The organism is Paenibacillus arenilitoris, from assembly GCF_014705655.1.
Taxonomy (GTDB): Bacteria; Bacillota; Bacilli; order Paenibacillales; family Paenibacillaceae; genus Pristimantibacillus; species Pristimantibacillus arenilitoris.
On the sequence record NZ_JACXIY010000010.1, the window covers coordinates 290,637 to 309,726 of the forward strand.

The window sequence follows — 19,090 nt, forward strand, 5'->3', positions numbered from 1 at the left end:
TTGGCCGCGGGAGATCTGCATCTGATTAATGCGAGGCTGCCGCTTGCGGGCGATGACCGCTGGTACGAGCTGATCGCGGAGCGCGGGAGATGGACCGTCGTCCGCGGCTGCCCGGGACGCATTGCGGAGCCGTCGGCTTTGTCAATTCGGGATCGCCGGTCGATCGGGCGGCGCGGCTCGGCAGGCCTGCCGAACGTCATTGACCTGGAGGGGAGGCTCGCCCTTCCCGGCTTCGCGGATATGCACATGCATCTGGACAAGGCGCTGACGCTCCCGGAGGTCGGGAACGCATCGGGAACGCTGATGGAAGCCATTGCGAACTACGACGGCAGCGTGGCCGGATTCACGAAAGCGAACATTCGGGATCGCATCGTTCGGACCGCGCTCATGGGACTAAGCCACGGCACGATCCATATGCGTTCGCATCTCGACATGCCGCGGCATCGCGGACGAGAAGTGATGAAGCGCACGGTGGAGGCGGCGCTCGAGGCGCGGGAGGAGCTGAAGGGACGGGTCAGGCTGCAGCTCTTCCCGATGCTGGCCTTCGACCGGGCACCGGAGGAGGCGGCCGCGCTCAGCCGCGAATTGATCGGACTGGGGATGGACGGACTCGGCGGCTGCCCGCATCTAAGCGGAGAGCCCGATAAGGACGTCCAGCTGCTCTTCTGGCAGGCTTCGAAGCTGGGCGTTCCGATCGATCTTCATACGGACGAGACGGATGATCCTTCCGTGCGCACCGTCGAGGCGATCTGCCGAGCGACGATTGCCTTCGGGTTCCAAGGGAAGGTGACGGCGGGCCATCTGTGCTCGATGGCCAGCATGCAAAGACAGGAAGCCGAGCCGTTGATCGCCTTGATGGCGGAAGCTCGGGTGGGCGCGGTTACGCTGCCGGCCGTTAACTTGTATTTGCAAGGAAGGGGGGATGACGGTCCCGTACGAAGAGGAGTAACGCGCGTGAAGGAGCTTCTGGATGCCGGTGTGAAGGTAGCGGTCGGCTCGGACAATATTCAAGATCCGTTCCACCCTTTCGGCAGAGGCGATTTGCTCCACATCGGAGCCATCGCCGCGTATGCCGCCCATATGGGCGCTCCGGCCGATGCCGCCCGAATTGTCCGGATGATGACGGAAACGCCCGCCGCCCTGATGGAGCTTGACGAATACGGCATTAGGCCCGGTCATCCGGCCGACCTGGTCGTAACCGACGCCTTGACGGAGGGGCAGCTGCTCACGGAGGAATCTCCCTCCAGATGGGTGGCGGTGGAGGGGACGTGGGTCAGCGCGAACGTGAAGGAAGATTGGCTGGCGTAAGTGGCATTGGATTTATGCTTGGAGACGGTAAGGCTGAATTATAGAAAAAAAGTGGAGGGAAACTGCAATGATGACTAATAAAACCGTTCATCCGTCTGCCGCGAAGCGCCTGGCGCTTCTGCTGGCTTTCATCGTTCTCACGCTTATCGTGTCGGCTTGCTCGTCCTCGGGCAGCGGCAGCGCCAACGAGCCGGGAGCTCCATCCCCATCCGCTTCGCCTGCCGCGACCGATGGGGCCGCCGGCGCCGGCGGAGCGCCGGCCGAAGAGCTTATCCCGATCACGCAGGTGACGAACTGGTACGCGCAGGCCGAGCACGGCGGCAACTACGCGGCGCTGGCGAAAGATTTCTACAAGGAAGCCGGTCTCGACATGACGATCACGCCGGGCGTCAACGTATCGGGCACGCAGCTGCTCGCCTCGGGCAAGGCGCAGTTCGCGATGAGCTCCAGCGACGAGGTGCTGATGGCCCGCGAGAACGGCATTCCGCTCGTCGCGATTATCGGAACGTTCCAGAAGAGCCCGCAGGCGCTGACGTTCCACAAAGGCGAGGACATTAAAGGAATAGAAGACCTGAACGGGCGCGACGTCTATGTCAGCAGCGGCATTACGTACTGGGAATATTTCAAGAAAGCTTACGATCTGGCGGATGCGCGCGAGCTGAAATACAATTACGAGCTGAGCAGCTTCATGGCGAATAAATCGTCCGTCGTTCAAAGCTACATCACCTCCGAGCCGTATACGCTGAGCCAGGAGGGGTACGAAACGGAAAGCATGCTGATCGGCGATTTCGGTTTCGAGCCTTATGCCAACGTGATCGTGACGACGGAGGACTATATATCGGAGCATCCGGACATCGTGCAGGCATTCGTGGACGCGACGATTAAAGGATGGCTCTACTATAAGGATAACTACGAGGAAATCAACCCGTTCATTCAGCAGTCCAATCCGGATGTGCCGCTCGATGCGTTCGCCTACAGCGCCAAGGCGCTGCAGCCGCTCGTGTTCGAAGGCGACGCCGCGACGAGCGGGGTAGGCCATATGACAATGGAGCGCTGGGATAATATGAACGCTACGCTCGTGGATCTCGCGGTTATGAAAGCAAGCCAGGACGTATCGAAAGCATTCACGAACGAATTCGTCGACGCCGCGAACGCCAAGCTCAAATAAAGGCGCGAAGCTTGTCCCGGGGGGGCGGCCGGCATGGCGCTCTCCTCCGGTTCGGCGGCGCCCGTCTCGACGAGGAAAGGCATGCCCGCCGGATTGTATGGTATGATGAGGAAAATGACGCTGCATAAACCTGCACGGGAGGGACGTCGATGCTCGTAGGCACGAGGCGACATGAAATTATGAAGCTGCTTGACCGCAAGCAGCAGGTTACGATCACCGAGCTTGCGGAGAGATTCAACGTATCGCAAATGACGATCCGGAGAGATCTGGACCAAATGGAATCCGAGGGGAAAATCCAACGTTCGCATGGCGGAGCGGTAAAAATAAAACGTTACATGGGCGCGAATTACGAGCAGCGCTCCGGCGAGAGCCCGCTCGAGAAGGCGGCGATCGCGAAGGAGGCCGCGAGCCATATTCAAGACGGCATGAGCATAATATTGGATGCGGGAACGACGACGGCCGCGATGGTGCATGAGCTTGAACGCTTCCGTAATTTAAAAGTCATTACGAGGGATTTGCATATCGCGCTGCTGTTGTCGAACGAAGAGCGGTTCGGCAGCCTGGACGTTTATTGCACGGGCGGCCGCGTGAGCAAATGGGCGTATAGCATGGACGGCATTTATACCGAGCGGATGGTGGATTCCGTTACGGTGGACATCGCTTTCCTGACCTGCGAGGCCGTATCCTGCGAGAAGGGCGCGATGGCTTGGTCGCCGGTATTGGTGGGCGCAAGGCAGAGCAGCATGAAAGCGGCCAATACCCGAATTTTGCTCGCCGACGCGACCAAGTTCAGCTATACGTCCTTTGCGATATTTTCCGATTTGGGGGCGTTCGACGAAATTATTACGGATGACCGGCTTGACGAGCGTGAAGTCGGCGTTGTCCGGGATTCGGGCTACGCGCTGCGCGTCGTCTCGGCGGAAACCTAGAAGGATCGAAAACAGGGAGGGATGCGGTCATGAAGCTTGCGACCATTCGCTTGAACGGGAAGGAATCGGCGGCGCTCCATACTTCGCGAGGCTACTTGACAATCGAAGCCGTTAATCGGGCCTGCGGAGCCGATTGGCCGGAAGACCTGCTGGAACTTATTCAAAGCGGAAGGCTGCAGGATCTGAAGGAATGGTATCGCGACGGCGGAGAACGGCTGCTGGCGGCTGCGCCGACCGTATCGCAAGAGAATGCCGAACTCAAGCCTTTGTACCGCAATCCGGGCAAAATATGGGGGATCGGCATGAATTACGTCCGGGACGAGGCGGAGCTTCGGCATAAGCCGGCGGATGAGGAGCCGGTCGGGTTCATGAAGCCCGCGACGGCGCTGATCGGTCCGAACGATGCCATTCTTCTCCCATCCGGCGCCGGCACGATTACCGCCGAAGCGGAGCTGGCGATTATAATCGGCAAGCGATGCCGCCATCTGACGGAGGAGGAGGCGCATACGGCGGTCGCGGGGTTTACAACCGCATTGGACATGACGGCTGCAGACGTCCACGGCCGCAATCCGCGGTTTCTGACGCGCGCCAAGAGCTACGACACTTTTCTTAGCTTGGGCCCGCAGCTCGTTACGCCGGACGAGATTCCCGACGTTCTTCGGTTGTCGGTGTCGACCGTGCTCAACGGCGAGGAGGCGTTTCGAAACCGGATTTTCAATATGAAGTTCCGTCCGTGGCACACCGTGGCATTCCATTCCTCGTTCATGACGCTGCTTCCCGGGGACGTCATCTTGACCGGCACGCCGGGGCCGGTCGTGATCCGGGACGGCGATACGGTCGAATGCCGCATCGACGGCTTCGCTCCGTTGGCTAATCCCGTTGCCCGGCTTGAGGACGAATGAATGAATCCAAGAGAGCGATATATTTCATTAATTCCGATACGCCTTGAAATTGTACCAGGAGCTTATGATCCAACCTTTGGAGAGCAAGCCGAAACGAGCGATCCAGCTTTGAAAAGTTGTGTATTTCTAAGTCCTTCAGAAGGTCCTTCAAGTTTTCGATATAATAGATGGTTTTTCTTAAGCTGCTGATCACAAATATCTTTCTCATCTCAGACTCGGTAAACATCCGATAACCGTTTTCCGGGTCTCTCTTCGAGGTTACCAGCCCCTCCTTCTCCCAATGTCGAATTGCGGATGTATTGACTCCGGCGAGCTCCGCCACTTTGCCAATGGTCATCGAATCGGTTAATTTCGCCTTGCGGTATTGGCTGAAATCGGTGTTTTTGATGATCGCCAGCACATCTTCGACCCTCTGTTTTTCAAACTGCATATCGTGAAGCTGGTTGTTCACCAGCCAAATGGCATCCATGATATCCCCATGCTTGATTTTTCGCATCGCATCGTAGACGACAGGAATCTCGAATCCCATCAATAATAGCCGAATGGCAGTAAAGGCTTGAACATGTACGGACGTGTAGGTTCTATGGTTGCCTGTCGTTCTCGGTACATCAGGAATTAAACCCTGCTCTTCATATCTCCGTAAAGTCGTGGTGCTTACGTTCAGTTCGCTGGCGATTTGAGCAGGCGTAAATACATTTGTCATGGGCTCACTCCCCTATATTAAAGTCAAACCTTTAAGTGCTGCATTAACATAATAACGAATAAAACGTGATACGAGCATAACTTCTTCCCGGCAAACCGATAGATTGCGTCAATGTTGTATCGTAGAGATATAACCTGTCTGGGAGTGATAAGAGTGATAAAGCATGTGACATTGAATGACGGTTCAAAATTGGAGGTTCAGTTGGCGGGAGACTCCGGCCGTAAAGTGGTCATGCTGCCAACCGCCAAAAAATCGGTTTCCGGCCAAGAAGCTGCGAACTTAAAAAGGTGGGGCGTCGATCCCGAGCTGGGAAAAAACTTTGTCGAAGGACTTTCCGACACGTTTCAGGTTTTACATTTTGATTATGAAGGTCACCTATTCGAGCATCCGCAGCCCGATCGGCTTACGCCTGACAACATTACGCAAGACTTCTTGCGTATAGCCGATGAAATGCGTGTAGAGAAGTTTAGCTACTATGGCTACTCCTGGCTGGCTCTCGTCGGATTACAGTTGGCTATCCGAACAAAACGAATGGAAAGTCTGATTATGGGGGGATTCCCGCCATACGAAGGGCCTTATCGAGAAATGATGACCGTAACGACGAAGACTTATTTGCAAGCGATAAACAACACGGCCGTCACCGACTTTCAACCGCAGGACAATGTCGGCCTTGATGAATGGGATTGGGATAACGTCCAGGTTCAATTGGATCCGAATCAAACCAAACAATTTTTCACCTTGTACGGGAACCTGATGGATTTTGACGACAAGTTCGTTCTGGACAGATTAGATCTTCCTAAACTAACCTTCGCAGGAGAAAAAGACACGATTGTGTACGGGGAGAACTTCGGAAGCGTAACGGTGGATATCGTCGGTTTATTGCGAAAGCATGAAGCCGCGCTTAAACGATCGGGTTGGGATGTCCGGCTCATAGCGGGAACGGATATGGATCATACAAAAGCCATGCAGCCCGAAGCTGTTCTGCCGCTGATTAAACCTTGGTTGGTTGATAAATTATTGAGGTAGCGGAAGAGCTAAGCCGAATTATGATCGGCTCAGCTCTTTTTCGTTGTGTCCCCGTTTTGGTTTATGCTTAAGACGTATGGTTTGCTTCTACTTGCTTATTCATCCGTGGTGCGTAGGCAAAGCCCCCGGAGATGGAGGACGACGATCCGCTCAATCGTCTCTGCCGTGTATTGCTCGGGGCGAAGCATTGCGAGGATCGACAAGCCTTCGACGACCGCGGCCAGTCTAAGCGTTTCGAGTTCTAGGTCTATCGACGGGAGAAGAAGCTCCGCGCCAGCCAGAATTTCGAGGACCGTTTTTGTCAGGTAATGAAGTCCGTCCGTGAGCTCGTTTCTTTTAACCCGCAGCGTCGAACTCGTGAGGGAACGGATGGCGAATACCCACCAGACGCCGGTTGGGGTTCGTTTCTCCGAATTCGTAGGGAGCAGCTCCAAAAGCACTTCCTTCGCGGCTATTATCGGAATACGGCTTATCTCCAGCCCCTCTGCCTTATGAGCTCTCCTTGTCAAAAAGTAATCCACGATAAACAGCAGCAGCTCGTCCTGCGTTGAAAAATAATGCCGCAAGGCGCCCGGCGACAATTTTGCCTCGGCGGCAATGGCGCGGATAGACGCATGCTCAATCCCTTTGGCCTCGATGATGCGCCATGCCGATTCGGCGATCAATCTCCTTTTTTGTTCGTGGTCCACGATTTTCGGCAACGGCAAACACCTCTTGTTTTATTTGACACACTGTATTAAAATAAAAAAACACAGCGTGTTATTTAGAATTATATTCTGTTATATCGTATCGCGGCTGCCGCGTCAATTATACTGCAGCTTGTCGCGATTGACGGGAGGGGAGTTCGGTGCATGACGAGCATCAAGGATTTCGTTATCATCCGACCTGTTATATTTGCAAAAGAGAGTTTGACGTCTTCGAAGGAACTCAGGCTTACGACCGCGTGAAACGAAACCAAAAAGGCATGCATTGCTGCGAAGATTGCAAGACCAGGATCGAACTTGAAGCACGCTTGCGGTTCGGAAGACGATTGCTGAACGATACAAATTAGGCTCCGAGACGCTCATAAACCCATTTTACATGAGACCCGATGAATCAAAAAAGCAATATCGCCCGTCATAATCGGAAATTTAATTAATGGAATCCGTCCCGGCTGTCTTCTCGACAGTCGGGCGTTCTTCGTTTGAAGGCATCGGATAAACCATTAATCGAAAAAGAGACGCCGCAGGCTTGACCTGGAGTATACTCCAACCTGTAACATACATAACGCAGGCGGGAAGAGAGCCATATTACCATTTGGAGGTGGATAGATTATGGAGTTGGAACCGACCTACACGATTACGGATATTTCCAAGCGAACAGGTCTTAGCCATGATACGATTCGCTACTATGAGAAGATTAATTTGATCCCTGGGCCTGCCCGCAGTGATAGCGGCCAGCGTGTGTACGCGCAGCTCGATATGGATCGCTATATATTCGTTTCCATTCTCAAGAAAACGAATATGCCTTTGAAGAAAATTCAGAGCTATATGGATCATTCCTCCAGGCAGGAATACGAAGTGTGCTACGCTGTGCTGAAGGAGCATGCTTCCCGAATTGAATCGCAAATGGCGGATATGCTGGCAACGCTGGATATTTTAAGGTACAAGCTGAAGCATTTTGAAGAATTGAAGACGGGCGATTTTCTTCAGCAGCACGAAGAGGACGTAAAGTGAACTGCACCCGACATAAATAGAATTGGAGGCATTTACTATGAGCACTGAACTGACTAAACATGAACCCGTAGGGTCTGGCTTCGGACCGCGAACAACAGCACAGGAAGCTCTTGAAGGCAAAGATCTGACAGGCAAAGTGGCTATCGTGACAGGTGGATACTCCGGTCTTGGGCTGGAGACTACGCGCGTTCTTGCTGGGGCAGGAGCGACAGTCATCGTACCTGTCCGCTCGCTTGAGAAAGCCCGCGAAATATTGCAAAATATCCCCGGCGTTGAAATGGATACGATGGATCTGGCCGATCCGGAATCGATTGACGCTTTCGCAGAACGCTTCCTAAGGTCCGGCCGGCCGCTTCACATGCTTATCAATGGAGCCGGCGTGATGACTCCAGCCAGCCTGGAGCGCGACCAACGCGGCTATGAGGTGCAATTCTCTGTAAACCATCTGGGACATTTCCACCTGACAGCCCGTCTGTGGCCGGCACTGAAGCAAGCTGGCGGTGCAAGAGTGGTAACGGTATCTTCGCAAGGACATCGCCTTGCGGGCGTGGACTTTGAAGATCCGAACTATGAGAAGCGCGAATATGAGAAGTGGGGAGCCTATGCACAGTCCAAGACGGCGAACGTCCTCTTTACGGCAGAGCTTGACAAGCGAGGCAAGGCGGATCAAGTTCGCGCCTTCTCGGTTCACCCGGGAACGGTCATTGCAACTTCGCTTTCCCGCCACATGTCCCATGAGGAACTGGAAGCGGCTGGGGCGTTTGATACAAGCGGCCGTCTTTACAGCGACTACGGCGACGATCTGAAGACGATTGCAGAAGGTGCGGCTACTGCGGTCTGGGCAGCAGTAAGCAACAAGCTGGATGGCAAAGGAGGCGTGTATCTTAAGAATGTTGACATTGCCAAAGTATTCCCTACGGACTCGGATGTTCATGACGGCGTTACTCCATTCGCTGTTGACCCGGAGAATGCCGTGAAGCTCTGGACATTGAGCGAGAAGCTCACGGGCGTATGCTTTCTAGATTAAGGCTACCATCCCCGGTGATTCTCCGAGTGGTTCAGCGTGCACAAGCTCGTCGCGAGCCCCCCGGCCGTTACCGTCGTAAACGAGAGTAGAAAATTGTCACCCGGGAGCAGCAGCTCGCCGAGTCCGATGACGATCAGATCGATCATCATAATGATAATGCCGACGTTGACCGGCAGCAGCTTCGAGATGAATTTGGCAAGCAGGTCCGTGCCGCCCGTCGTGCTGTCGAAGCGGATCATCGTACCGAAGCCTGTTCCGATAATCAAGCCGCCGACGACGGATCTCGTGAACGGGGTCCATTCCACGTAGTAGAGAAAATAATACTGGTACGGCTCGAGCAGATCGATCACGTAGCTGGAGAACAGCAAGCCGATGATGCTGTAGTACAGCATGCTTCGGTTATAATGCCAGGCGAGCGCGAAGATCGGAATGCTGCAGCAAATCATGACCAGCCCGACTTTGATATGAAACAAGTAGTTGACGATAAGCGAAATCCCGATCACGCCGCCGTCCAGCACGCCCAGCGGAACGAGAAAGAAATTGATGCCGATCGCGATGAGAAAGCTTCCGATAAGGATCGCGGATATTTTCCGCATCGACAGCACATGAATCAGCCCCCTGATACAGCCTGTCTGATATATATGCGGATGCTTGTCATTTTGTTCCAGTTAAATGAGGGAGAGGCAGCCCCATAAGGTGACGAACCTTAAGCGGGCTGCCTCTTTCGTCAGACGGAGCCGAACTTTTTCTCGCCGCGCGGGCTGTCGCCACTATCGTCCGGCTCCAGCGTGATGCCGATCGCGTCGAAGGTGAGGGTGCCCGACGCGATCGGCAGCGACAGCACGCCGATCCCCCGCTCATCGACCCGGAACGTGCCGGCGCTGCGCCGCTTGCCGTCCTCCAGCAGCCACACCTGGTAAGCTTGTGTATCCGTCGTCGCTTCCGCCCCGAATACGTAGACGATGAACTGCTTGCTGTTCCCGTTGTCGACGATGCAGGCGACGCCGTAAGAACGGGCCGCTCCGGCCGTTTCCGGCTTCAAGGAGACGAGCCGTTCGATGCTCGCCGCCGGAATGTCCAGCGCCTGCTCGACGGTCAGCGGAGCCGCCGTGCGCTCGCGGTACAAGCCGTAGTTCCAGACGGAGCCCGCGACGAACGCGATGGCCGCGGCCGCGATCGCGGCGCGAGCGAACCAGCGCCGAGCGGCGGGGCGCCGGGCGACAGGGCCGCCGTTCCCGGCGTCCGCGGCGAGAGCGGCGGCCATTACCTGCTTCTTCAAATCCTTCGGCGGTTCGATTCGTTCCATATTTCCGGGGAACGCCTCCCATACGAGACAAAGCTCATCGATTTCGGCCCGGCATTCGGCACAGTCCGGAAGATGACGCTCGAATGCCTGTTTTTCTTCACCGGAGCATACGCCGGATACATAATCCAGGCCTATGCTGCAGATGCGGTCATGCCCGTTGTCCTGCATCACATTCCTTCCCCTTCCGCCAGAAGATGCCTTCGCAATATTTTCAAAGCCTGATGCAGACGGTTCTTCACCGTGCCGAGCGGCTGGTTATAGAGAGCGGCCAGCTCGCTTAAGCTGAAGCCCTGCCAATAGAAATGCTCGAGGAGCATAATTTGCTGCTTCGTTAAATGCCGGTACGCGGCGCGGATTCTCTCCTTCTGCGAATCCCTCACGGCGCTGTCCTCCGGGGACGGGGCGAATTCGTCCGGAATCCGCTCCAGCTCCTCCGGCAGAAGGGCGACGAGGCCTATGTTCCCCCGCCGTTCCTTGCGCTGCCAGTCGATCGTCAAATTGCGGGTAATGGTGATCAACCAGCTGGAAAACCGGCCTTTATCGGGATTGTAATCCGACTCGGTCGTCCACAGCCGCAGGAACACCGATTGGACGATATCCCTTGCGGCCTGCTCGTCCTTCAGCGCCTTCATGGCGAACGAATAGACGAGCGAGGCGTATCGGTCGTACAAAATGGCGAGCGCTTTATGCTGCTTCCCCTTGATCAGCCGCATAAGCTCGTAATCGGAAAGATTCCGCATGCGTGGTTGGCCTCCAGAACAGGCTTAAATATGTTCCATCTTATCAAAAGAGAGGGAAACCGTATACGGCTTCCCCCCCGGCAATTCCGTCATTCGTCTTGGACGATGATTTTCCCTTGCATTCCCGGATGCGGCTTGCAATAATACGAAAATTTCCCGCCTTCCGCGAACGCGACTTCCGTCGCTTGCTCCAGCTCCAGCATGCCGGTGTCGAACGATTCGTCGTCCGCCGTGGCGGTATGCCCGATCTCGTCCTTATTGACGAACTTGACGCGGTCACCCGCTTTAATGGTCAGTTCGGCGGGCGAGAAAGCGAAGTTCGCGATCTCCACGACGTGGACTTCGCCGCCGTCATCGGTCGGCTCGGTGCTCGGGGCCGGCGTTGCCGTAGGCTTCGCGGTCGGCTTGGCCGTCGGTTTCGCCGTAGGCTTCGGGGCGGCGGACGGGTCCGGCTTCTCGGTGTCTCCGCCATCGTGGCCATGGCCGGAAGCCTCATGCGGCTTAGCCGAAGCTGCGGGTGACGCCGGCTCCGCGCTTGCCGGCTCGGACGCGTCCGCCGGAGAGGCGGTTTCCGTCTCCTGCGGCTGCTCCGTAGCGGCCGGCTGCTCCGTTTCAGCCACCGCGGAAGGCTCCGTCTCCGCCGAAGCGGCCGGCGACGCGGCCGGCGATGCATCGGGCTGTCCCGCTCCCGGCTCGGCATTCGAGCTGCATGCGGAAAGGAAAGCGAAGCATAGCAAGGTGCACAGAAGAAGCGGCAGCGATCGGCGAAGCTTCAGCATGCGCATGCCTCCGTTCATTTGACGATAATTTGGCCGGTCATGAATTGCTTATGCGGTTCGCAGAAATAATTGTAGGTACCGGCCTTGTCCAGCGTAATTGTGAACGACTCGCCTTGCGCCAGAAGCGGCGTCTCGAAGGAACCGTCCAGCGCGACCGCGTTGTGCTTCATCTCGTCGTAGTTGGTGAAGACGACCTTGGAGCCCGCTTCGACCGTCAGCGGCTCGCTCCCGAACGAGAACTGCTTAATGTCCACGTTGTACGTTTTGGTCTCGGTCTCTTCGGCTTCGCCGAACGTCTCCGGATCGATGACAAACCAGACTTCGTTCACGTTCTGCCCCTTGACGTCGCCGCTAGCGGTATCCTGGATGAAATAATAAAGCGGGTAGCCTTTGTACGTTGTCTGCTTCGTGCCGTCGGGACGGGTAAGCACCGAGAAGTCGTCCGGGTTCATCGAGCCGGGAATTTGCAGCTGCTCCGCGTAAAATACGGGCCAGTTCACCAGGCATTGCCCTTTGCACGCATCGAGGTCCTGCTCGTCCTTCGTAAAATAATAGAGCGCGCGCCCGTTCTGGTCGGTCAAATAAGCGCCGAGCTCGGCGCTTTGACCGAGCAGGATCCGGTCGTCCGGCAGCTTGGCGTCCGCGGCGACGACGCCTCTGGCTTGCAGCGCCGCGAACAGCTTCGCGCCGTCCGCGGTATCGACGGACAGCGATTCGATCAGCGCCGTCGCGATATGCGCGTTCGTCAGGGAAGCCACTCCCGCGATTTGGCTCAAGCCTTTGTCCGCGGCGAATGCCTCCGTCTCCGCGTAAGCGAAGTCCGTGCCGGAGCGGAAGCCGGCGATCTCGAGCAGCACCTTGTACAGCTGCCGGGAGCTGATGCCCGCCGCCGGGTCGAACTTGCCGCCGCCGACGCCGTTCCAGCCGTATTCCGGATGGTTTTTCAAATAAGCCAGAATGGCCCGATTAGCGGTGCCGACCTGGCCGGCATCGGAGAAGTTTTCGCTGCCGGCGTAAGCCATCGCTTCGTCCAGCAGCCCTTGAAGGCGAAGCGAAATGATGGCTGCCTGCATCCGGGTCGATGTTTTGCCCAGATAGGCGTCGTTCACGCCGCTGCCGTCCCCGAGAAGCAGGCCGAGCTCGGCCGCCGCTTCCGCGTCGGTCTTCACGGCCGCCGCCTCGTTCCCCTCGGCCGCCGCGCCGAATGCGAGCAGCGAGCTTAAGACCAGGATCGCGGCGAATAAAGCCAGCTTTAACTTTTTGGCATACATAATTGATAACCTCCTTAAGGATAGGGATTCCATAAGAGGTAACGAACGAATGGGCGGAACGGTTTGAGCGATCGCGAAATTTATTGTTGGCCGAGTGTGATTATGAAGAGATCACGATCAAGTACTACAAAATTTGGGACTATTAAATATTTATGCTTTAGGTATAATTTGGATAATCGATTGAATGGCTATTGCCCATTTTATGGAGCTATCCAAAGAGGATTTATTTGAAATTACTGGCGGCATTGCAGGAGCTGTTGGTGGAGCTGTTGTCGGAGGCATATAAGAGTATGGAGGGATATTGTGAATAAACAAAAAAGGGCTCTTATCATTATAGGGTTACTATTAATGCTATCATTTTTAGTGCAAGTGATTACTAATTTTGATGAAAAGGGAAGTACTTTTTATTTATACTCGGGACTATTTATTGCTTCATTATTAACCAATATCTTTTATATGTATTCGTATATAAAAGAAAAGAAAAAATGAAATCATTATGCGGCAGTTTCCTATAAAAAGGCTTCCTCGTTACAGCAAACGGATAGGTTCTGTAGGATAGCAGGGAAGCCTTTCCGTTAATTATTGGGGCGTCATCCGAGAGACGAGAGGGGAATGAAGCCCCGCAGCACGGGAACGATTAACGGCTGCGGGGTTTTTGCCCTACACTTTTTGCAGTTTCGAAGGGTTGTTGATCTTGTAAGGGACGGGGTGCTTCGTCAGCTTCTTGGCTACGATCTTGCATTCGAAGGCGATGGTATCCCCGATGTCCAGCTCCAGCTTCTTGAGCGTTGCGCTATGGCTGGACCAAGCCGCGCCTACCTCGAGGGCGGGCTCTTCGATGACGGCCGCCTCGTAGATGACGACCTCGTCCTCCGTGTCCGAGAAATTGTTCGGCACCGTCGTAAACTCCTTGACGGTCGCGGTCATTCTCACCTTCTCTTCCGGCAGCTGCAGCTTCTGCGCCTTCTCTTTCTTCGCCTTTTCTTTCGCTTTCGGAGCCTCTTCGGCAGGAGCGGTCTCCTCGGCTTCAGACTCCTCGTCCGCGGCTGCGGTAATGGCCGCCGCTTCGGCTTGCACCGGTTCGGCCGCGCCCGCGGCTTCCGCTTCTACTTCGGCGGCGCTTTCCTGTCCTTCCGATTTGCTCTCGGCCGGCGCCTGCTTCGCACCGTAGCTCGATGCCTGCATCTCCTTCAAGTAGGAAGGATGGATGCAGTGAAGCTGCCCGTTGTCGAATTGAATGACCGCGGCCATGTCGTCCACATAGCCGACGATGCCGCATGCCAGGTTCATGCCGTTCCCTTTGTAGAAGAACGGTTTGGTTTTGGCCGCTTTTTCCGACAGCAGCCCCCACTCCTTGCATTTCGTTATTTGCGCCGCTTCGTCCCCGAAGGCGGTATAGGCGCCCGGTTCTATCGCAAAATGGTGTGCCAACGTTCATACCTCCATTTGTACTGGCATTCGCTATAGCCAAACTATATCATGATCCGTCCGCCAATGAAATGTCTTCCGGTATTTCGTTATCTTGCTTTCCTATTCGCAAAACCGTACAGACGGGCGCCGGAGGGGGTATACTGGGGATGGAGGTGATCGGCATGAAAAAGTCTGGCGATAACGGATTGACAGAGGAGCTGTGGGAGGCGATCGTACGGAACGACGCTTCTTACGACGGCCGGTTCATCTACGCGGTGGAGACGACGGGCATATGCTGCAGGCCGTCCTGCAAATCGAGAGTGCCGAACAAGAACAACGTCCGCGTCTTCCGAAGCGTCGGCGAAGCGCTGTCGGCCGGATTCCGTCCGTGCAAACGGTGCAAGCCTACCGGAGAGAAGCTGCCGGATCAGGAATGGGTCGCGCAGATCTCGGCATGCATCGACCGGAATTACAATGAGGCGCTTACGCTGGACGTTTTGGCCGATATGTGCCATGGCAGTCCGTATCATTTGCACCGCACGTTCAAGCGGATCAAAGGCATGACGCCGGTGGAATACATCCAGCAGACGCGCGTCAGCCGGGCGATCGATTATTTGACCCGTTCGAACAAATCGGTCGCGGATATTGCATCGACGGTAGGATTGCCCAATACGCCGTATTTCATCACGCTGTTTAAAAAGAAAACCGGGCACACGCCCGCCGATTTCCGGCGAATCAACCGGAACGGGATGGAGGGATAACGTTAATGAACAGGAAGGACGGCAAGCCGATTTATTGGTCGCTGCTGGCGCGCGAAGGGTGGAGCCTGCATATGGCGGCCACGCCGGAAGGCTTGTGCTTCGTAGGCTCGCAAAATAAACCGTTCGACGAGCTTCGCGACTGGGCGGCCCGCCGCTTCCCGGGCGGATCGCTCGTTCGGGACGACGGGCGGCTGGAGCCGTACGCCACGGAGCTGGCCGAATATTTGCAGGGCAAGCGCCAATCGTTCACCGTTCCGTTCGACTGCGGCGGCACGGCGTTCCAGCTGGCGGTATGGAACGCGCTTCGCTGCATTCCTTACGGGGAGGTCCGAACGTATTCGGATATCGCGGAGCAGATCGATAAGCCGTCGGCGGCGCGGGCGGTCGGAGCGGCGATCGGCGCCAATCCGGTCTTGATCACGGTTCCGTGCCACCGGGTCGTCGGCAAGGACGGCACGATGACGGGCTACAGAGGCGGGCTTCCGATGAAGAAGCGGCTACTGCAGCTTGAACGGGAAAGCGTCTAGCGGACGGAGAGAGGAGCGGTCATGCCTACGGAATTGTTCGATAAGTATCCGAAGACGGTTCTCAACAAAGGGACTGGCTTCCTGTCGGGTTACACCCACTCCCTCAACCCGTATACGGGCTGCTCGTTCGGCTGCTCCTATTGCTACGTCCGGCAAATGCCGGCCGCCGCGTTCCGCGGGGCGGAGTGGGGAACCTGGGTGGATGTGAAGCGGGAGGCCGCGGACGTGCTGCGAAAGCAATTGAGGAGCGCGAAGAAGAAGGGAAAGGTAACGATCTTCATGTCCTCGAGCACCGATCCGTATCAACCGGCCGAGTACAAGGAGAGAGTGACGAGATCGCTGCTTGAGGCGATGATCGACGATCCGCCCGATTTTTTGCTCGTGCAGACGCGCAGCCCGCTCGTCCGGCGGGATATCGATCTATTGCTGCAACTGAAGGATAAGGTCAGAGTCAGCATGACGGTGGAGACGGACCGGGACGATATGCGGAAGCTGTTCACGCCCGGCGCTCCGCCCATCGAGGCGCGGCTAACGGCGCTGCGGCTGCTCGCGGAAGCGGGCGTACCGGCGCAGGCGGCGATCGCGCCGGTGCTGCCGAGCAGCGAGGCGTTCCCCGGGCTGCTGAAGCCGCTCGTGAACCGCGTCTGCGTGGACGACTACCATATGGGAGACGGCAGCGGCGGAAGGCGGACCCGGCAGTTGGGCATCCGTTCGCTGTATGAACGCAGCGGGCTCGAGGAGTGGTACGGTCCCGAAGCTTACCGCATCGTGGTGGACCGGCTGCTGCGCGTCTTCGCGCCAGAGCAGGTATTCGTAAGCCAGAAAGGCTTCGAGCCGTAACAATAAAGAAGGCGCCATGCCCGCAGGATCAAGGCGACGATCCTCTTGGCATGGCGCTTTCTTCAGCGCCTATTCGAACTCCAGCACGACCATGGCATGGCATTCCAGCTCGGGTACCGTGTAGGAGACGATATGGCGGCCGGAGCCTGCGGGATCCGGTTGCTGCTCGTACGGAAGCTCCGTCCCCTGCGGGTTCGGCGTATGGCGGTGCGAGGAGAACGCGAACAGGTCGCGGTTGAAGTAGGCGTTCTCGCGAACGCCCCACACGGATGCGCCCGGGGCCGCGATCGCTTCCTGGCCCTGCTCGTACATGACGAACGCGGCCGGCAGCAGCGGACCGGGCCGGAAGTCCGGCCGGAAATAGCTCGGCCGGATCGCGCACTCGCCTACCCGCTGCGCGCCCAAATCGACGGCGAACGTGCCTTCCTCGCAGAGGGCCGACACGCCCGATGCGAACACTTTCCCTCCCCCGTCCGCATAAGCGGCCAGCTTGGCGCGAAGCTCGTCGTCCGAGCGGGCATGGTCCGGCAGGATCAGAACGCGGTAGCGGGAGAAGTCCGCCTCCCGGTCGATGACGTCGTATAAATAGTGGCCTTCCAGCAGCATCCGCAGCGCGCCGACGTCGGAGCCTTCATGCGCGCCCCTGCCGATCACCGATTCGAGGCTGAGCAGCGCGACGTCGGCGATGCCGGCGCTGCCTAGAAGCCACGGCTCCTTCTTCTCCAGCTCGCCGTACGCTTCGCCGATCAGCGCGTAGGTGGCTTCGTCCATCAGCCCGTTCGGATGCAGCTGATCGCCGACGGAGCAGCGGGCGCCGTTGGCGGCGCTGAGCGCCGTCTCGTAACGGAGCGCGTTCGGATGCTTGTACCCGCCGAATTCTCCCCAGGACAGATGGAATTTGCCCGTCATGCCGAGGTAGTCCATGCCGAGCGTCTCCGCGTAACGGGCCGATAACGGGAAGTGGTCGTAGCCCCAGCCTCCGGTCGGCAGCGATTCGAGCTCCAGATGGCCGTTGATTGCGGCGAGGTCCCGTCGTCCGCGCGTCATGTGCGAGGTGTTGTGGAACACATGCAGATCGGGCCGGTGCCGGTGCACCGCATCATTCGTCCGCCGGGCGTAGTTCATGTAGGTGCGCTCCCACACCGCTCTCATCGCCTGTTCGTCGCGCGGGTCGCCGCCTTCGCTTCTGACGGCAGCGACGCAGTATTGGCAGTAGCACGGCTGCACGCCTACGATATCGAGGAAGATGCCGTCGGCGTCGTAGCGCCGCACGACCTCTTCGATCTGCGTGACCAATACGTCCAAATACGGGGTGTTCATGCAAAATAAATGATAGCCGGGCTCCATGAAGCCCCGCGTCCAACACGTCTGGTCGTCGCGGCTGCGGCCGAGCCAGCCGGGCTGCTTGCGCGCGAGCTTCTCGTCGAGTCCCGCGGACAGATAGACCGGCGTCTTGACCCCAATTTCATGCGCTGCTTCGATCTGGGCGCCGAGCAGGTCGAAGTCGAGATGGGGGTGCATCTCGTTCGCTTCGCTCGGATGATACGCCCAGCCGTGATGGCATTTCGAGAAGACGGTGATGGAATCGACATGGCCGAGCCGGAGCATCTCCTGGAACTGCGCTTTGCTGAACGATTTGCCGATCCCCCGGATCGCTTCAGAGGTATGGAAATCCAAATGCACTTGCCGATAATTCATTCGCGGTAACCCTCCGTCCGTTTGTTTGCGCAATGGATGCGGGATCCTCGGGCGCCTTGCATCGCGCAGGCTCGTCCCGTTCCATGCGATAGGTTAAATATAGTTCGTTCCGGAGCGGTTATGGAGTGCGATTATCGACTTTCTTTAGCACATTTTCGACCAAAGGTCGTTACCCCGGCATCGGAGCCGGGGGACAGGCGGCTAGCTGAACATTTTGAAGGCATGCCGGATAATGTCGCCGCGGCTAATGATGCCGACAAGGACGCCGTTGCGCTCGATCGGCACCTTCTTGATCTGCTTCTGCCCGAGTATCGTGGCGATCCGCTCCACCTCCTCGTCCCATGGGGCGGTGACGACCTTCTTCTTGGCGATAGCCATGACGTTCAGGTCGAGAATCCGCTCCACCTTCTCCTCGAACGCTTCCGCGTCGCTGATTACGGTGGAATAATAGATAAAATTGACCACGCGGTCCTCCTTCTTGCCGATGTACCGCATAATGTCGCCGTCGCTGATGTAGCCGACGATTTCGTTGCGGTCGTTAATGACGGGCAGGCCGCTGATGCGGAACCGGATGAACCGATCGACGACCTCGCGCACCGTATCGTATTCCTTCACTTTGTACACGTTGCGGATCATGATCTCGTGAGCTTGCATCTTCTCATCCCCTTTTTTTTGACGTGGAACGGATGTAGGCTAACGCTGCCTTAAAATCCAAGCCGGACAAATAGATAGGTTTACAACCTATTAACTTTACTTTCATCATAGTGGATTATATCTTTATGCACAATGGTGCGTTTTGGCTACTATTAAAGCGTATGCATTCGCCCAAAGCAAGCGTGGATTTACGCTTTATTCCCGTTTAGACGCGTTTGAGAAATCCGCGAGATAGATAACTGTCAACACCAAATGAAAATTCCTCAAAATAATCAGTTGAAAATTCCCCATCAGAATCAAGATGCCCCCCTAGGGGGGCGGCCGAC

Annotated in this window: 20 protein-coding genes; 10 read left to right on the forward strand and 10 right to left on the reverse strand. The window is 56.7% G+C overall.

The genetic code is table 11. The features are described from left to right. The 4 genes from IDH41_RS08740 (at position 1) to IDH41_RS08755 (ending at position 4,307) form a co-directional block, all read left to right on the forward strand. Positions 1 to 1,308 carry an amidohydrolase family protein gene (locus IDH41_RS08740; RefSeq protein WP_190860090.1) on the forward strand — a complete coding sequence of 436 codons (1,308 nt, stop codon included), beginning with the start codon at positions 1 to 3 and terminating at the stop codon, positions 1,306 to 1,308. 67 nt (positions 1,309 to 1,375) lie between these two features. Then, entirely contained in the window at positions 1,376 to 2,476 is a 1,101-nt protein-coding gene (locus tag IDH41_RS08745) for an ABC transporter substrate-binding protein (protein WP_190860092.1), read from the forward strand. Positions 2,477 to 2,625: 149 nt separating this feature from the next. Then, the gene (locus IDH41_RS08750; protein WP_190860095.1) at positions 2,626 to 3,405 is read left to right on the forward strand and encodes a DeoR/GlpR family DNA-binding transcription regulator; all 780 of its coding nucleotides are present in this window, start codon (positions 2,626 to 2,628) and stop codon (positions 3,403 to 3,405) included. A 29-nt stretch (positions 3,406 to 3,434) separates the two neighbouring features. Continuing rightward, positions 3,435 to 4,307 (forward strand): fumarylacetoacetate hydrolase family protein, encoded by an 873-nt coding sequence (locus IDH41_RS08755; RefSeq protein ID WP_190860097.1) that lies wholly within the window; start codon positions 3,435 to 3,437, stop codon positions 4,305 to 4,307. Here IDH41_RS08755 and IDH41_RS08760 read toward each other — a convergent pair. Next, the gene (locus IDH41_RS08760; protein WP_190860099.1) at positions 4,276 to 5,010 is read right to left on the reverse strand and encodes a MerR family transcriptional regulator; all 735 of its coding nucleotides are present in this window, start codon (positions 5,008 to 5,010) and stop codon (positions 4,276 to 4,278) included. The genes IDH41_RS08755 and IDH41_RS08760 overlap by 32 nt on opposite strands. Before the next feature lie 153 nt (positions 5,011 to 5,163). Between IDH41_RS08760 and IDH41_RS08765 the strand changes: the two genes are divergently transcribed. Further along, entirely contained in the window at positions 5,164 to 6,036 is an 873-nt protein-coding gene (locus tag IDH41_RS08765; protein WP_190860102.1) for an alpha/beta fold hydrolase, read from the forward strand. Between the two features lie 95 nt (positions 6,037 to 6,131). On the opposite strand, the gene IDH41_RS08770 is transcribed toward IDH41_RS08765, so the two are convergent. Further along, positions 6,132 to 6,701 carry a TetR/AcrR family transcriptional regulator gene (locus IDH41_RS08770; RefSeq protein WP_449867046.1) on the reverse strand — a complete coding sequence of 190 codons (570 nt, stop codon included), beginning with the start codon at positions 6,699 to 6,701 and terminating at the stop codon, positions 6,132 to 6,134. Between the two features lie 648 nt (positions 6,702 to 7,349). Between IDH41_RS08770 and IDH41_RS08775 the strand changes: the two genes are divergently transcribed. Next, entirely contained in the window at positions 7,350 to 7,751 is a 402-nt protein-coding gene (locus IDH41_RS08775; protein ID WP_223829560.1) for a MerR family transcriptional regulator, read from the forward strand. Positions 7,752 to 7,788: 37 nt separating this feature from the next. Continuing rightward, positions 7,789 to 8,778 (forward strand): oxidoreductase, encoded by a 990-nt coding sequence (locus IDH41_RS08780; RefSeq protein ID WP_190860105.1) that lies wholly within the window; start codon positions 7,789 to 7,791, stop codon positions 8,776 to 8,778. A 2-nt stretch (positions 8,779 to 8,780) separates the two neighbouring features. Here the strand turns inward: IDH41_RS08780 and IDH41_RS08785 are convergent, their stop codons facing one another. The 6 genes from IDH41_RS08785 to IDH41_RS08810 all read right to left on the reverse strand — a co-directional run bounded on the left by IDH41_RS08785 (position 8,781) and on the right by IDH41_RS08810 (position 14,305). Further along, positions 8,781 to 9,374 (reverse strand): YitT family protein, encoded by a 594-nt coding sequence (locus IDH41_RS08785; RefSeq protein WP_223829580.1) that lies wholly within the window; start codon positions 9,372 to 9,374, stop codon positions 8,781 to 8,783. Between the two features lie 131 nt (positions 9,375 to 9,505). Next, positions 9,506 to 10,252: an anti-sigma factor gene (locus tag IDH41_RS08790; RefSeq protein WP_190860186.1), complete on the reverse strand. Its 747-nt coding sequence runs from the start codon at positions 10,250 to 10,252 to the stop codon at positions 9,506 to 9,508. Then, positions 10,252 to 10,824, reverse strand: coding sequence for an RNA polymerase sigma factor (locus IDH41_RS08795; RefSeq protein ID WP_190860116.1), 573 nt, complete (start codon positions 10,822 to 10,824; stop codon positions 10,252 to 10,254). The genes IDH41_RS08790 and IDH41_RS08795 overlap by 1 nt, the downstream gene beginning before the upstream one ends. 89 nt (positions 10,825 to 10,913) lie before the next feature. Continuing rightward, on the reverse strand, positions 10,914 to 11,603 hold the full coding sequence (locus tag IDH41_RS08800; protein ID WP_190860117.1) for a cupredoxin domain-containing protein: 690 nt from the start codon (positions 11,601 to 11,603) through the stop codon (positions 10,914 to 10,916). A gap of 14 nt (positions 11,604 to 11,617) precedes the next feature. After that, on the reverse strand, positions 11,618 to 12,874 hold the full coding sequence (locus IDH41_RS08805; protein ID WP_190860119.1) for a plastocyanin/azurin family copper-binding protein: 1,257 nt from the start codon (positions 12,872 to 12,874) through the stop codon (positions 11,618 to 11,620). A 660-nt stretch (positions 12,875 to 13,534) separates the two neighbouring features. Further along, positions 13,535 to 14,305 (reverse strand): hypothetical protein, encoded by a 771-nt coding sequence (locus tag IDH41_RS08810; protein ID WP_190860121.1) that lies wholly within the window; start codon positions 14,303 to 14,305, stop codon positions 13,535 to 13,537. Positions 14,306 to 14,466: 161 nt separating this feature from the next. Between IDH41_RS08810 and IDH41_RS08815 the strand changes: the two genes are divergently transcribed. The 3 genes from IDH41_RS08815 to IDH41_RS08825 are packed head-to-tail and all read left to right on the forward strand — an operon-like array spanning position 14,467 to position 16,412. Further along, positions 14,467 to 15,045: a bifunctional transcriptional activator/DNA repair enzyme AdaA gene (locus tag IDH41_RS08815; RefSeq protein ID WP_223829561.1), complete on the forward strand. Its 579-nt coding sequence runs from the start codon at positions 14,467 to 14,469 to the stop codon at positions 15,043 to 15,045. 5 nt (positions 15,046 to 15,050) lie between these two features. After that, complete coding sequence (locus IDH41_RS08820; RefSeq protein ID WP_190860125.1) at positions 15,051 to 15,572, forward strand: methylated-DNA--[protein]-cysteine S-methyltransferase; 522 nt, start codon at positions 15,051 to 15,053, stop codon at positions 15,570 to 15,572. 21 nt (positions 15,573 to 15,593) lie between these two features. Beyond that, positions 15,594 to 16,412, forward strand: a complete 819-nt coding sequence (locus IDH41_RS08825; RefSeq protein WP_190860127.1) for an SPL family radical SAM protein — start codon at positions 15,594 to 15,596, stop codon at positions 16,410 to 16,412. Between the two features lie 69 nt (positions 16,413 to 16,481). Here the strand turns inward: IDH41_RS08825 and IDH41_RS08830 are convergent, their stop codons facing one another. Both IDH41_RS08830 and IDH41_RS08835 read right to left on the reverse strand, forming a co-directional pair. After that, positions 16,482 to 18,110, reverse strand: coding sequence for a beta-galactosidase trimerization domain-containing protein (locus IDH41_RS08830; RefSeq protein ID WP_190860129.1), 1,629 nt, complete (start codon positions 18,108 to 18,110; stop codon positions 16,482 to 16,484). A gap of 201 nt (positions 18,111 to 18,311) precedes the next feature. After that, positions 18,312 to 18,764 carry a CBS domain-containing protein gene (locus tag IDH41_RS08835; RefSeq protein ID WP_190860131.1) on the reverse strand — a complete coding sequence of 151 codons (453 nt, stop codon included), beginning with the start codon at positions 18,762 to 18,764 and terminating at the stop codon, positions 18,312 to 18,314. Positions 18,765 to 19,090 lie beyond the last annotated feature (326 nt).